The sequence below is a fragment of the Vibrio aerogenes genome (assembly GCF_024346755.1).
Lineage (GTDB): Bacteria > Pseudomonadota > Gammaproteobacteria > Enterobacterales > Vibrionaceae > Vibrio > Vibrio aerogenes.
On record NZ_AP024861.1, the window covers coordinates 3,769,555 to 3,783,235 of the forward strand.

At 47.5% G+C, this 13,681-nt stretch carries 15 protein-coding genes; 4 read left to right on the plus strand and 11 right to left on the minus strand.

Annotation, left to right across the window (positions count from 1 at the left end; genetic code table 11):
* Window positions 1–2: 2 nt before the first annotated feature.
* On the minus strand, window positions 3–911 hold the full coding sequence (locus tag OCV29_RS16865; RefSeq protein ID WP_073604476.1) for a LysR substrate-binding domain-containing protein: 909 nt from the start codon (window positions 909–911) through the stop codon (window positions 3–5).
* 126 nt (window positions 912–1,037) lie between these two features.
* Between OCV29_RS16865 and OCV29_RS16870 the strand changes: the two genes are divergently transcribed.
* The 3 genes from OCV29_RS16870 to OCV29_RS16880 all read left to right on the plus strand — a co-directional run bounded on the left by OCV29_RS16870 (window position 1,038) and on the right by OCV29_RS16880 (window position 3,563).
* Complete coding sequence (locus OCV29_RS16870) at window positions 1,038–2,108, plus strand: tartrate dehydrogenase (RefSeq protein WP_175561556.1); 1,071 nt, start codon at window positions 1,038–1,040, stop codon at window positions 2,106–2,108.
* 202 nt (window positions 2,109–2,310) lie between these two features.
* On the plus strand, window positions 2,311–2,913 hold the full coding sequence (locus OCV29_RS16875; protein ID WP_073604474.1) for a GntR family transcriptional regulator: 603 nt from the start codon (window positions 2,311–2,313) through the stop codon (window positions 2,911–2,913).
* Entirely contained in the window at window positions 2,910–3,563 is a 654-nt protein-coding gene (locus tag OCV29_RS16880) for a GntR family transcriptional regulator (protein WP_073604473.1), read from the plus strand. The genes OCV29_RS16875 and OCV29_RS16880 overlap by 4 nt, the downstream gene beginning before the upstream one ends.
* A gap of 83 nt (window positions 3,564–3,646) precedes the next feature.
* On the opposite strand, the gene OCV29_RS16885 is transcribed toward OCV29_RS16880, so the two are convergent.
* From OCV29_RS16885 to OCV29_RS16920, 8 genes are all read right to left on the minus strand, one after another.
* Window positions 3,647–4,195: a citrate lyase holo-[acyl-carrier protein] synthase gene (locus tag OCV29_RS16885; protein ID WP_073604472.1), complete on the minus strand. Its 549-nt coding sequence runs from the start codon at window positions 4,193–4,195 to the stop codon at window positions 3,647–3,649.
* A 22-nt stretch (window positions 4,196–4,217) separates the two neighbouring features.
* The gene (locus OCV29_RS16890; RefSeq protein ID WP_073604471.1) at window positions 4,218–4,505 is read right to left on the minus strand and encodes a hypothetical protein; all 288 of its coding nucleotides are present in this window, start codon (window positions 4,503–4,505) and stop codon (window positions 4,218–4,220) included.
* 152 nt (window positions 4,506–4,657) lie between these two features.
* The gene (locus OCV29_RS16895; protein WP_073604470.1) at window positions 4,658–5,959 is read right to left on the minus strand and encodes a sodium ion-translocating decarboxylase subunit beta; all 1,302 of its coding nucleotides are present in this window, start codon (window positions 5,957–5,959) and stop codon (window positions 4,658–4,660) included.
* A gap of 15 nt (window positions 5,960–5,974) precedes the next feature.
* Window positions 5,975–7,777 (minus strand): sodium-extruding oxaloacetate decarboxylase subunit alpha, encoded by a 1,803-nt coding sequence (oadA, locus tag OCV29_RS16900; RefSeq protein WP_073604469.1) that lies wholly within the window; start codon window positions 7,775–7,777, stop codon window positions 5,975–5,977.
* Entirely contained in the window at window positions 7,774–8,043 is a 270-nt protein-coding gene (locus OCV29_RS16905; protein WP_073604468.1) for an OadG family protein, read from the minus strand. The genes oadA and OCV29_RS16905 overlap by 4 nt, the downstream gene beginning before the upstream one ends.
* Window positions 8,044–8,171: 128 nt before the next feature.
* The gene (ttdB, locus tag OCV29_RS16910; protein ID WP_217653305.1) at window positions 8,172–8,801 is read right to left on the minus strand and encodes a L(+)-tartrate dehydratase subunit beta; all 630 of its coding nucleotides are present in this window, start codon (window positions 8,799–8,801) and stop codon (window positions 8,172–8,174) included.
* On the minus strand, window positions 8,798–9,697 hold the full coding sequence (gene ttdA, locus OCV29_RS16915; RefSeq protein ID WP_073604467.1) for a L(+)-tartrate dehydratase subunit alpha: 900 nt from the start codon (window positions 9,695–9,697) through the stop codon (window positions 8,798–8,800). Before ttdA ends, ttdB begins: the two co-directional genes overlap by 4 nt.
* Window positions 9,698–9,723: 26 nt before the next feature.
* Window positions 9,724–10,992 (minus strand): SLC13 family permease, encoded by a 1,269-nt coding sequence (locus OCV29_RS16920; RefSeq protein WP_073604466.1) that lies wholly within the window; start codon window positions 10,990–10,992, stop codon window positions 9,724–9,726.
* A gap of 386 nt (window positions 10,993–11,378) precedes the next feature.
* Here OCV29_RS16920 and OCV29_RS16925 point away from each other — a divergent pair, with 386 nt between their 5' ends.
* The gene (locus OCV29_RS16925) at window positions 11,379–12,185 is read left to right on the plus strand and encodes a DUF5718 family protein (protein ID WP_073604465.1); all 807 of its coding nucleotides are present in this window, start codon (window positions 11,379–11,381) and stop codon (window positions 12,183–12,185) included.
* Between the two features lie 16 nt (window positions 12,186–12,201).
* Here OCV29_RS16925 and OCV29_RS16930 read toward each other — a convergent pair whose 3' ends face one another.
* Both OCV29_RS16930 and OCV29_RS16935 read right to left on the minus strand, forming a co-directional pair.
* On the minus strand, window positions 12,202–12,687 hold the full coding sequence (locus OCV29_RS16930; RefSeq protein WP_073604464.1) for a GyrI-like domain-containing protein: 486 nt from the start codon (window positions 12,685–12,687) through the stop codon (window positions 12,202–12,204).
* A gap of 363 nt (window positions 12,688–13,050) precedes the next feature.
* A complete protein-coding gene (locus OCV29_RS16935; protein ID WP_139281615.1) occupies window positions 13,051–13,491 on the minus strand; it encodes an Hsp70 family protein in 441 nt (146 codons plus the stop codon).
* Window positions 13,492–13,681 lie beyond the last annotated feature (190 nt).

Genomic DNA, 13,681 nt, shown 5'->3' on the forward strand with positions numbered 1-13,681 from the left:
GGTCATTCACCCAGCTGCTGAGACAGATAGTCAACCACCACCCGCAGCTTCGCCGAAGCTGACAACCGGTCCGGGTAGATCGCCCAGAAATCCGCGGGCTGAGTGTATTCCGGCAGCACCTGTACCAGAGCACCGGCTTCCAGTGCTTCCCTGACACTCCAGACCGAGCGCAACATAATCCCTGCACCATCCAGGCACCAGCGCTTTGCCACTTCACCATAATTGGTTTTCATCGCAAATGTCACTTTCGTCTCCACTGCCTGCTGGTCCTGAACCATTTTCTTCTGAAACAACTGCCACTGCTCACCAGCCTGTTCTCTTTCACGGATCAAAATACAACGGTGCTGTTTCAGATCTTTCAGGGTTTGCGGGTGACCGGCGGCTTCAAGGTAGCCGGGCGAAGCACATAATATCCGGTGGTTGGTATAGATTTTCTTCGCGATCAGATCAGAAGGCATCACCGGCCCGGTGCGGATTTCCAGATCAAACCCTTCTGAAATCAGGTCCACCGGACGATCGAGCAACTCCAGATCAATCTCCAGCTCCGGATATTGTTGCGGTAATCCGGATAACAACGGTGCAACGCAGTGGCTGCCAAAGCCGGTGCTGGTGACAATCCGCAGGGTACCGGTCGGCACCATCTGCTCATTCTTCAGCGCCTGCATCATCTGTTCTGACACATCGAGCAGCTTTTCCGCCCATTCCAGTGCGACCTTTCCCTGCGTCGTGAGCGCCACATGCCTCGCTCCCCGGTGAAACAGACGAATCCCCAGCGTGCGTTCCAGCATCGCCACCCGTTTACTGACATAAGCCGGAGATGCGTTCAGCCGTTGGGCTGCCGCAGAAAAACCGCCGGTTTTGGCGGCCAGTACAAACACTTTGATATCATCAGGATTCGGATAATGACTCACGATTCGTTACTCTTGCGTTCACAATTTGCGGCTTATCACACCAGTTCGTTTGTCATAAGATAACTCAGATTCACACTGTACCCAAAAATTTACTACACCCAATAAGAACATCAACATTCAGGATAAATGATGAAAACATTCAATATTGCGGTTATCCCCGGAGACGGCATCGGCAAAGAAGTGATTCCCGAGGGCATCCGGGTACTGGAGGCCGCTGCCGCCAGACACGATATCTCATTCAACTGGACCGAATTTGACTGGAGCTGTGAAACCTACCAGCAAAAAGGCTATATGATGCCGGAAGATGGCCTTGAGCAGCTCAAAGCATTTGATGCGATTTATTTAGGCGCAGTTGGCTTTCCCGGTGTGCCGGATCATATCTCGCTGTGGGGATTACTGCTGCCGATTCGCAGAAGCTTTGATCAGTACGTGAACCTGCGTCCGGTCCGTTTGTTTGATGGCGTTCCCTGCCCGCTGGCCGGAAAAAAGACCGGCGATATTGATTTTTATGTGGTGCGGGAAAATGTGGAAGGTGAATACTCCAGCATCGGCGGGGTACAATATGAAGGCACCGATGATGAAATCGTGATTCAGCAAGCCGTGTTTACCCGCAAAGGCACGGACCGGATTCTGAAATATGCCTTTGAACTGGCCAGCCAAAGAGACGCGAAAAAAGTCACTTCTGCGACCAAATCCAACGGGATTTTCCACTCCATGCCGTACTGGGATCAGCGCTTTGAAGCCATGAGCGCACAATATCCGCACATCAAAACCGATCAGTTCCATATCGATATTCTGACGGCGAATTTCGTCCGGATGCCGGAACACTTTGATGTGGTGGTTGGCTCAAACCTGTTTGGCGATATCCTTTCTGATCTCGGCCCGGCCTGCACCGGCACCATCGGCATCGCCCCTTCAGCAAATATCAATCCGGAGAAGACCTTTCCGTCGATGTTTGAACCGGTCCACGGCTCTGCGCCGGATATTTATGGTCAGAATATTGCTAACCCGATCGGCACAATCTGGGCTGGCGCTATGATGCTGGATCATCTGGGCTGTCCGGCAATCCATCACGATATCCTCAATGCAATTGAAGTCGTCTTGCAGGAGGGATCATGCCGGACCCGCGATATGGGCGGCAATGCTTCTACCAATGAGTTGACCGAAGCGATTTTGCAGCAAATCAAGTCAGAATAAATAACATCTCTGGTCAGAATAAATAACATCTCTGGTCAGAATAAATAGCATCTCTGGTCAGAATCAATAATATCCGCACGGGGTGAGTGAGCGCATCTCCACCCCGTGATTTCAGGCAGTTATTCACCTGAACCAGCAATGTTGCAATATGCATAGCACGTATTTATCATATGTTTACGCCACACGACCCCTTCTGAGTTCAATGGAACGAATCGATTTTACAAACACCAAAGATGAAGTTGCTGAGATTATCAAACGAGAAATCATTGCCGGCAACATCACTAATCAACATACGATTACCCAAAATTATATTGCCGAACAATTCGGGTTATCGAGAATGCCGATTCGTGAAGCGTTTAATACCTTAATTCAGGAAGGCTTAATTATTAAGCTGAATAACCGAAAGTTAAAAGTGGTAGAGATCAACACCCGGACACTGACAATTTATAATCAGATGTTATCGGCAGCAGAGTACGTGCTGCTCATGAGTTTCCGGGAAGATAAACGGGTTTATCAGACATTATCAGAACAGCTACAGGCCAGTGGTCATCCACAGCAGGATTTAATTGCGTTTCACCATGCACTGTCAGAGATGACAAGTGATGATTACACCCGCCATTATCATCTCAGTACGCTGAATATTTTCTGGATGCACAGTATCCGGTATTGTCATCCCGATTGTGCTCTATCTGTTTCTTATATAAAAAAAGCGCTAGAATTATTACACAACGAAGCCATTGATGAGATTCATATTCAATCACTGGTTGCCAGTGCCAACCAGACTATCTTAAATGCAATTAAATGATGAATTTTAAACCCATTAATCTTTTACCCGCCCGTGAAAGAGTGGCTGCTGAGCTGCGGAAAGCGATTCTTTCTTCACAATATCAGGAAGGCGATATCCTGACGCTCGATCAGGTGTCTAAGTTATTAGGCGTGTCAGTGACTCCGGTCCGGGAAGCATTTCAGCTCCTCAATAGTGATGGCTTAATTAAACTCAGACCAAACAAAGGCGCCATTGTTTTAGGCGTCAACGAGCAATACATCAAAGAACATTTCGAGCTTCGGCTGATTTTAGAAAGTGAGATGATCAAAAAGCTCTGTGACAATCAGGACGCTGATATTTCTGAAATCTGTAATATTTACGAAAAATCTAAAGAAGAAGTTGAACAGGGAATTTTTGATAATTATTCCAACCTGAATCAGGCCTTTCATATGGCTATTTGGCAGGCCGCGGATAACAGCCGTATTTTCTCAATTCTGAGTTCTTTGTGGAACGGACTTTCCATGGAAAATAACACCACGGAAAAAGATTATGCCATGAAGTCGCTCAATGAACACAAAGACATAATCAACGCGCTCAAAGCCAGGGATTCACAACACGCTTATCAGTTAATGCGGGAACATATCCTGCGAAGTGAAAAAGATATGCTGACTCATATCCGGCCAGACTGAAGATAAACACGCGCGAATACGCAAATGTTCCAGAGATACAGGGATAAAAAGAACCGGACAGCAAAGAGATGCTGCCCGGTTTTTTATTTTTCCACACCGTACTGACCAAATCTTTCCCGCAAAATCAGTTCATTGATTTCAGCCAGATAGGCCTGCAGGGAATGCGGTTTTCCGCGTTGACAGGTATAAACATCCTGATGACAAACCAGACAGGTTCTTGGCTGAATATGCGTGTCCCTGCGGCTGATACTCATTCCATTCGTATCAATAATATTTAAATCCATTAACGCACCCAGCGGATGATGGTCTTCAATATCAATCGCCCATTTTTTCAGTTTGGTCGCAGAGAAACAGCTCGTTGTGATCAGAGCATTCGGGCCTAACCCGGTCCAGAAAACTTTTTGCATCCGGATAGCAAAGCCGTTTATCTCCGTCACCCGGTTGATTTCTTCCAGTGCAGCATTCATCACCAGCAGACGGGTTTCCGTATGCGGACTATAGGGCATTTTCCGCCAGCCTACTGTAATCATCGGGCTGGTTAACATCTTTCGCCAGTGCTGGTAAATTTTCGCCTGTTCCAGCCGGTCTGCAAGCTGTGCTGCCTGAGCATTATTTCCGGAATTAGATTTCATTCTCTGTCTCCCGATGGATTGATTATAAAGTCAGATTGGACTCAATCAGCTCAGCATCCGGAGATAATTCAATCAGCGGCTGTTCAATTTGATTGACGTTCTTTCCGTGACACTCACATAGACCAATCACGTAAACATGATCGTAATCCTTTGGCTGAATCGTCACCAGCGCACCATAAGTCGCCTTATTCAGACAATTCGCTTCCGCGCAGTATTCACAATCGCCTTGTTTGTAATGTTTCCAGTAAGCGAACCAGTCACGTTTAGCCCGCTCAGTAACTAAATCATGAGAAATATTATTGACCAACATAATCACTCCCTTCAGGATCCCCCGGCAATGACGGGTAAATCCTGATTACTTTCCAGAGTCTGTTAACCTTTCAGCGGCAAAACGTCGTTCGTCCTGAACAGTTTGGCAATATTTACTGCAAACAACATCACCCCAAATTAACAGTCCCTGATTTAACCTAAAACGTATTTAATCATTACTCCCGCTGCAACCGCAGAGCCTATGACTCCGGCCACATTGGGACCCATCGCATGCATCAGCAAAAAATTCTGTGGATTCGCTTCAAGGCCAACCTTGTTCGATACCCGCGCTGCCATTGGTACTGCAGAGACCCCGGCCGAGCCAATCAGCGGGTTCATTTTCTGCCGGGAGAATTTATTAATCAGCTTCGCCATTAATACGCCGGCCGCAGTGCCCACACAGAATGCAACAATTCCTAATGCCAGAATCCCGATGGTTTCAGCCTGTAAGAATTTGTCTGCCATCAGCTTGGATCCAACTGACACACCCAGAAATATTGTCACAATATTAATCAGTGCGTTTTGCGCAGTATCAGAAAGACGTTCAACTACACCACACTCCCGCATTAAATTTCCGAAACAGAACATACCCAGCAATGGGGTTGCAGAAGGCAGCAACATCGCAATCAGAACCAGCAACATCAGCGGGAAGCAGATCTTTTCAATCTTTTTCACCGGGCGCAGCTGTTCCATTTTGATTTGGCGTTCGGCTTCGGTGGTCAGTGCTTTCATGATCGGCGGCTGAATCATGGGCACCAGCGCCATATAGGAATATGCCGCGACGGCGATGGCTCCCAGCAACTCAGGAGAAAGCAGGCTGGAGACGTAAATCGCCGTCGGGCCATCCGCACCACCAATAATGCCAATCGATGCGGCCTGAGCGACACTGAAGTTCATTATGCCAAGACTACTGAGTCCCAACGCACCAAGTACCGTGGTGAAAATCCCGAATTGTGCCGCAGCTCCTAACAGGAGTGTTTTCGGATTCGCCAGCAGCGGACCGAAGTCAGTCATCGCACCGACGCCCATAAAAATGACCAGCGGCCCGGCACCGGAGGCAATCACCAGACTGTAGAACTGATACAGCATACCGTTAGAGTACTGATACTGCCGGGCCAGATAATCGAGCTCAGCCATTTGCTTTGGCGTGGCATGATGCATGGCTTGCTGAATCACCGCTGGGTCAAAATGATTCAGACTCAGTGCCCCGGCAAACTCACGCATCACCTCCGGCACGCCGGCATGCAGGGCGTTCTCAATCGCAGACAGCGCAAGCCCGGCTTCCGGTAAATTGGCCAGAATACCGCCGAAGCCAATCGGCACCAGCAGTAAAGGTTCAAAGTTTTTAGCAATCGCCAGATAAAGCAGCACCATGCCGATCACCATCATGACCGCCTGCCCCAGTGACAGGTGGAAGATACCGAAATCACGGATCAAATTAATTACATTATCCATTGTCAGTACCGCTCCTTATGCAATCGTTAAAAGCGGTTCACCGACAGCGACAGCTTCACCTTCTTTCACACCAATCTGAGCAACCGTCCCGGCACAAGCGGCCCGGATTTCGGTTTCCATCTTCATGGCCTCAAGAATCAGCAGCACATCGCCTTCTTCAACAACATCACCAACCTGAGCGTGAATCTTCCAGATATTCCCCGCCAATGGCGCAGTCATCTCTTCACCGTCTCCGGCAGCCGGTGCAACTTCAGCAGGAGCCGGAGAAGCCGACTGTATTTGCTGAACCTGTGTGATATCTCCGCCTTCTGTCACCTGAACCACATAGCGTTGCTGATTGACCGTAATGGTATAAACACCGGGATGTGAAGGAGACTCTGCGGTTTTGGCAACGGCGGCGGAAGATTGCGGTGCGGCCTTCGCCTCCGGCACAGGCTCAAATGCTGCCGGATTATTGCGGTTTTCAAGAAACTTCCAGCCGACCTGTTCAAACAGGGCAATCATCAGCACGTCATCCATCACATTGTCTGACAGCCGGATCCCTTTTTGTTCCGCTTTTGCCTGAACGTCTGCTTTCAGCGCTTCTATCTCGGGTGCAATCAGATCAGCCGGACGGCAGGTAACCGGCGATTCATTCTCCTGAAGGACACGGGCCTGAAGAGTTGTATCAACTGGCATGGGGGTTTTACCATATTCCCCTTTCAAAACGCCTGCCGTTTCTTTGGTGATGCTCTTGTAGCGTTCTCCCATCATGACGTTAATCACGGCCTGTGTACCGACAATCTGCGATGTGGGGGTCACCAAAGGTAAATAGCCCAGATCTTTGCGGACCCGCGGAATCTCTTCCAGCACCGCATCCAGCTTATCCATCGCATTCTGCTGTTTGAGCTGGTTCTCCATATTGGTCAGCATCCCACCCGGCACCTGCGCCACCAGAATTCTTGAATCAACCCCTTTCAGCTGGCCTTCAAAATCACAGTATTTCTTTCTGACATCGCGGAAATAAGCCGCGATTTTTTCCAGCGCTGACAGGTTCAGGCCGGTTTCAAATCCGGTGCCTTCCAGCGCAGCAACCAGTGATTCAGTCGCCGGGTGACCATAAGTGCCGCTCATCGAAGAAATCGCTGTATCGACGCGATCTACCCCGGCTTCGATGGCTTTCATCAACGTCATATCCGCCAGCCCGGCCGTCGCATGACAATGCAGATGTAATGGTACAGAGACTTGCTGTTTCAGTGTCTTGATCAGTTCACTGGCAACGGCAGGTTTTAAAATACCGGCCATATCTTTGATAGCAATCGAATCCACACCGGCTTGCGCCAGTTGCTGCGCCGTATCAATCCATGTGTCCAGCGTATGCGCCGGACTGGTGGTGTAAGACAGGGTTCCCTGTGCATGAGCGCCCATTTTTTTCACCGCCTGAATCGACTGCGTCATGTTGCGGATATCATTCATTGCATCGAAAATCCGGAACACGTCCATGCCATTTTTCACGGCCCGCTCGACGAACGTATCAACCACATCATCCGCATAATGGCGGTATCCGAGCAGATTCTGACCACGCAACAGCATCTGTAACGGTGTGTTAGGCAGCGCTTTTTTCAGCTCACGCAAGCGCACCCACGGGTCTTCGCCAAGAAAGCGGATACAGCTGTCAAAGGTGGCGCCGCCCCAACATTCAAGTGACCAGTAGCCAATGCTGTCCAGTGCCTGCGCGACCGGCAACATATCATCCAGCCGCAGCCGGGTAGCAAACAGCGACTGGTGTGCATCTCTGAGTACAACATCGGTAATACCGATTTTTTTTCCTGCGTTCATGACTCTCCCCTCAACGCTTTTCTGTGCTGATGCACGGCCGCAGTCAGGACTGCAATCAGCTGGCCGCCATCTGAATTCGCCGGTGTAATTTTTCCGGCCGGTTTGTTTTTCTTCTGTGTTTCCTGGTTGTGCTGAGATTCAGGCAGTAAAGCAGTGAGTTTCGTCTGAAGATGGATCATGACGACAAGAAACATTAAAAAAACAAACACGAACCCCATTCCCAAAAGCATGAGTGTCACGCCTTCAGAAAATAAACTTTCATTCATATTTATTCCTGAGCAATCTGGATCAGAGCATCCCGGCAAAGCGGGATACCCGGACATGGTTATCAGGGTCGACAGACCCTGAATATGCGAAACGTTCCTGAAGACGCTTCAGGAACGTTTATTCGGTGCTATTTGATAAATTTCACATGCTGACAAATATCTTCGTAGACTTTGTCTTTACGCTCGTTATAAACGACTTTCTTCTCTTCGAATAAATTCCGGCCATGGGTATCAATGGAGACAATCAACGGACCAAACTCTTTTACTTTACACACCCAAAGCGTTTCCGGCATGCCAAGGTCTTTCCATTGTGCATCGACGATTTCTTCCACCTGCGTGGCGGCCTGTACAGCACATCCCGCCGGATAAACCACATGCAGAGCTTTATGTTTTTCACACCCCGCCTGAGTCCCTTCGCCCATTCCGCCTTTACCGACAATCAGCTTCACGCCCGTCTGTCCGATGAACTCTTCTTCAAATTTTTCCATCCGCATACTGGTCGTCGGGCCGATAGAAACCATTTCGTATTTTTCATCACCCAGAGAGCGGATAATCGGACCGGCATGGAAGATGGCCAGACCGTTAATATCCACCGGCAATTCACGCTTTTCTTCAATCAAACGCCGGTGTGCCACATCCCGGCAGGTCACTAAATAACCGGTCAGATAAATCACATCCCCCACATGGATATCCGCTAAATCTTCATTCTGAATCGGTGTTTGCAGTATTTTTTTATCGTTCATGTGGTTAACGCTCATAGCTGTGCCCCCGCGTGTGAGGTGATTTCAAAATTAAGTTCTTTGTCAAAAATGATATGGCCGCGACGGTGAGACCAGCAGCCGGTATTCACAGCCACACCAATGGTGGATGGATGGCGCGCGGTATTTTCAATATGAACACCCATCACGGATTTATTGCCAGACATCCCTTGTGGTCCGAGGCCAATTTCATTAATACCGTCTTCCAGCAGCTGCTCCATTTTTGCCGCACGCTCATTCTCACTACGACTACCAATCGGCCGCATCAGCGCTTTTTTCGATAACAGCGCCGCAGTTTCAACGGATGTTGCAACACCAATTCCCACCAGCAGCGGCGGACAGGCATTCAGGCCATAACTGGTCATAATATCGAGGACAAATTTCGTCACGCCCTCATAACCGGCACCCGGCATCAGCACGGTTGCCTTTCCGGGCAGCGTACAACCACCACCAGCCATATAAGCATCAATTTCAACGTTATCTTTATCCGGTACAATCTCCCAGAACACGGTCGGAGTACCTTTACCGATATTTTTCCCGGTGTTGTATTCATCAAAGGTTTGCACGCTGTTATGACGCAACGGCGCATGCTCCGTGGCATACAAGACAGAAGCTTCCAGAATTCTCTCCAGCTTGCCCATGTACGGGAAGTTTTCCCCGCATTTGACGAAGAACTGAATGACCCCCGTATCCTGACAACTCGGGCGGTTTAATTCTTTCGCCAGATTTTGGTTATCAAACATGGTGGAATAGATGGCAGTTGCCAGTCTGGAATCTTCCTGACTTCTCAGTTCAGTCAGTTTATCCATCACGTCGTCCGGCAGAATTTTCCCAATCATAGAGACAAATTTGCCCATGACTTCCGTCATTTCCTGAATTTTATTTTGTTCGCTCACATTCGTTCTCCTTTCATCAGAACTTTTTATGGGAAAAATGGGTACAGTATCGGCAGCAGAATCATGCTGACGATGGTTGAAACAATGATGAGTGGCAGGCCGGACTTCACATAGTCACTGAAGCGGAAACCGCCCGGACCTAACACCATCGCGTTAGCAGGCATGCCAATGGGTGTGGCATATGCCAGAGAACCACCAATGACGACAGCCATCATGACCGCGCGGGGATCGGCACCGATGGAAGTGGAAATCGACATGCCAATCGGCACAAGTAAGGCCGTCGTCGCTGTGTTCGACATAAAGTTGGTCATGACCACCGCCAGCAGGAAAATCACCAGCATAATCACAAACATGGATGTACTTTGTCCGACAGAGCTGAGCACCGTATTGGCAATCACCATCCCGGCGCCGGTTTTTTTCATTGCCGCGGCCAGCGCCAGCGTGCCGCCAAACAGGAAAATGGTTTTTAAATCGATAGACTTATAAGCCTGGTTTTCAGAAATAACACCAAGGAAAAGCAGCACAATGGCACCGATAGCACCGGTGATATGCAGGGGAATTCCGATTTTTTTCTCAAATACCATGCACAGAATCGCGACGACCAGCACACCCAGTGAGGTCTGCTTTTTCCATGCCGGAATATGGTCATAGCTGTCTTCTTTGACCTTCTGATCACCTTCGTTGCCGACGTGATGGTCAGGTAAAAGACGATAACCAATCGTGGCAATAAACAGGATGCCGCATAGCAAAATCGGCAACCCGACATAACCGTATTCAAAAAAGCCGAATTTCATGTCGACTTTTTCCAGCGCACTTTGCGCAATCATATTACCGGGTGCACCAATCAGGCTCAGGTTTCCGCCCATTGCAGCAGCAAAAACAACCGGCATTAATAATTTGGAGCGGGCAAAACCGGAACGGGCAGCGATGCCGATAATCACCGGAATTAATACCGCCGCCGTACCGGTGTTGGACAGTAAACCTGACATCAAACCCGTGATCAGCATAGTTGCTACCACCAGTTGTTTTTCTGTTTTGGCAAACCGGGTCACGACACCGCCAATGCTTTTCGCCATGCCGGTTTCAAACAACGCCGCGCCGATAATAAACATATCAATAAATAAAATGACGTTCTTATTCACAAAGCCATTGAAGGCTTCCGTGGCATTCAGTACGCCGGTTAAAACCAGCCCGATGCAAACAATCATAGAGGTAAGTGCCAAAGGGATTTTCTCCCAAATAAACATGACTACCGCAAAGAGCAGCAAAATCAATGTGATAGATGTAGGGGTCATGGTATCTCCTGATGTATTATATTTAATATTTGATAATGGATCCATTACCAAATATATTATTCCATACATTTTATGATGTCTTTAAGGATCTTGGTTTTTGATCCAAAACTGAGAGATGACTCAAAATTAACCAATTTACCTGATCTGCCTCACGTTATTGCTCAGCCGTAATAATCAACAACACGAATAAAAGTCAATTAAACAAATAAAAAATATAAAAATCATAAGGTTAACATTATATGAAAAGATCTTTAACAATAATCCTGATAGTATGCTGATGAAAGATTGACAACAGGGAAAAAACATCCCGGCGGAGATTTAATGCTCAACAATCTAATCTCCCGATCTCACTTAGCTTAACAATTAACCAATATACGGAACGAACTATGAATCTAAATGATGTAATCGGATTCGGAATTGCCGGTAACTTTGCCGGACATTTAGAACAAGCCGGAGAAATGAAAGATTTCGCCAATATCATCACTGAAGCCAATAAACCAAAAGGTATTTTTCCTTTTTATCTGCCAAAAGCAGAGACTGTGCTCAGTCAATATCCATACTCATCTTCAGAGCAAATCATTCCTGATCATGAGTGCCCTCAGCTTGAGCCGGAAGTTGCTATTTACTGTCAGGTTCAATACGAGAACAATCAGGTTGTCGGCCTGAAACCAACACATTTTGCGGCTTTCAATGACTGTACACTGAGAAAAGAAGGCGCAAAGAAAATTTCTGAAAAGAAAAACTGGGGACCGGCCAGTAAAGGGGTCAGCGAGACATGGATCGCGCTTGATCAATTTAATCCTGAAGGCAACATCCATCAATATTCACTGGCTTCTTTTGTGGAAAGAGATGGTGAATTACACCCTTATGGCATCGATGCAAAAATCAGCGATTACAGCCTGTTTAATCAGGAATTGATTGAATGGCTGATTGACGCAATGAATCATCAGGACGATAACGGCCCGCTGGAAAATATTCCTGCCCTGTTAAAAGCCCATGATTATCCTGAAACTTGCGTTATTTCTGTGGGTGCAACAGCATATGCGCCATTTGGTGAGCAGAACTATCTGATGCCAGGTGACAAACTGACTGTTGCTGTCTACGAAACTGACAGCCATGATATCCAATCTTTAATCCGGGAAGAGAACTTTGCCGGTGGTATCTCATGGCTGCGCCAGACTGTATCATTATAAATGATCGACGGGGCGTTCAGCCCCGGTTTGTATGCTGAACAGGAAAGTAAAGTTCAACGACATAAGACTCCTGATAGTCAGAATCACACCGCTCATCATACATCTCTAAAATGTAAGTATCTTCCAGCTCAAAATCACTCTGCTTCAGCCATTCAAAAGCCTGACAAATCGTTTCGCCCATATTGTCAACATGACCACGGTGCTCAAACCTGGCGAATTGCTGCGCTCTCGTTTCAAAAGTTTCTATGCCATGTGTACTTAAGTTTAAGTCATATTCAGCAACCTGACAGCCAGCCATATAAGTATGGGGGATTGAATCAATTTCAGAAGTCACTCCCCAAAACTGATTGTTTCGGACTTTATGCTTAAGCAGGCCGGAATCCAGGTGAAAAAAACGATACCATGCCTGCTGAACCTCAGAGAGATTACCGGAATGCAAATCCAGAGCTTCCCGGCAGCCGGCAAATTTCATCACCGGTAAATGAATAATATCTGGTTCCATATCGACGTTCACTGCTCAAAATATATCCGGTGGATGCGGACATACTGTTGTTAGAAAATAAAACGACTATTCATAAAAAATAAACGATTGGGCCGGTGATCGAAGTCACAAGAGCCGCTTCAATCACCTGATTTTTATACCTTGGGATCTCATTAAAAATAATGGTGAAAGGGTCATCTTACCTTCAGTTATTTTCCCTGAACTGAACCTGTTGATGAACCTGTTGATGACACTTTGAATCCTGCGTCTTGAGGTCACTTGGGTATATACAGAATTCTTAATACTTGATATCCGGGAATAATTCGCCCTGATATTAAACAAATGTGAAGCAGGTTCAGATAAAAAGATGAGAAAAACAGCAAATTATCGGGCTTCCACTTTATTGATATTAATGTCGGCATAACCATTCACGTCAGAAGCCATCAGCCAGATCCGCCCGTCAGAAACCCCAAACAAAACCTGAATCTGCGCTTTGCCTTTTTTCTGCGGATATATACCGGATAATTGATACGTGCCGAGTCCGGTATCATCTTTGACATATTTAGAGCGGCCACGAAACAGCTGAATGATAATTTCTTCCTGATCATCATCGGCTGTACTGAAGGTTTGCACCTGACGACACGGGAGCTCACACCCCATAAACAAAATCGGGTTCATCTCGCCACTATGCATCCCGATACCAATATCTTCAGACAAAGTTTGCCCCTGTGCGACCGGGGAATCAGGCTCGACAATGATCCCCGCTGCGTAAGCCGCACACGAAAAAAAATATATCATCAGTAAAATCAGATACCTGCTCATCATATCTTCCTGTACAACAAATCCCGGGGCAAAGCATTGACTAACGGATACCGGGATTCAAAAGACATCACCGGTTTATCGTAGCAGGTTATCCCTGAAATAGAAGCGCCATGTGGTAAAACCGGAATGGGTCTCTGTTTGCATCAATCCATGCAGGAAAAATGAGCCGGTTTTCAGCGATCAGGCGGGAGGG

Bases quoted from the DNA above. Each gene is read 5' to 3' on its own strand.
- OCV29_RS16870 (WP_175561556.1), top strand. From the start codon at position 1,038: ATGATGAAAACATTCAATATTGCGGTTATCCCCGGAGACGGCATCGGC.
- OCV29_RS16875 (WP_073604474.1), top strand. From the start codon at position 2,311: ATGGAACGAATCGATTTTACAAACACCAAAGATGAAGTTGCTGAGATT.
- OCV29_RS16880 (WP_073604473.1), top strand. From the start codon at position 2,910: ATGATGAATTTTAAACCCATTAATCTTTTACCCGCCCGTGAAAGAGTG.
- OCV29_RS16885 (WP_073604472.1), bottom strand. From the start codon at position 4,195: ATGAAATCTAATTCCGGAAATAATGCTCAGGCAGCACAGCTTGCAGAC.
- OCV29_RS16890 (WP_073604471.1), bottom strand. From the start codon at position 4,505: ATGTTGGTCAATAATATTTCTCATGATTTAGTTACTGAGCGGGCTAAA.
- OCV29_RS16895 (WP_073604470.1), bottom strand. From the start codon at position 5,959: ATGGATAATGTAATTAATTTGATCCGTGATTTCGGTATCTTCCACCTG.
- oadA (WP_073604469.1), bottom strand. From the start codon at position 7,777: ATGAACGCAGGAAAAAAAATCGGTATTACCGATGTTGTACTCAGAGAT.
- OCV29_RS16905 (WP_073604468.1), bottom strand. From the start codon at position 8,043: ATGAATGAAAGTTTATTTTCTGAAGGCGTGACACTCATGCTTTTGGGA.
- ttdB (WP_217653305.1), bottom strand. From the start codon at position 8,801: ATGAGCGTTAACCACATGAACGATAAAAAAATACTGCAAACACCGATT.
- OCV29_RS16920 (WP_073604466.1), bottom strand. From the start codon at position 10,992: ATGACCCCTACATCTATCACATTGATTTTGCTGCTCTTTGCGGTAGTC.
- OCV29_RS16925 (WP_073604465.1), top strand. From the start codon at position 11,379: ATGAATCTAAATGATGTAATCGGATTCGGAATTGCCGGTAACTTTGCC.
- OCV29_RS16930 (WP_073604464.1), bottom strand. From the start codon at position 12,687: ATGGAACCAGATATTATTCATTTACCGGTGATGAAATTTGCCGGCTGC.
- OCV29_RS16935 (WP_139281615.1), bottom strand. From the start codon at position 13,491: ATGATGAGCAGGTATCTGATTTTACTGATGATATATTTTTTTTCGTGT.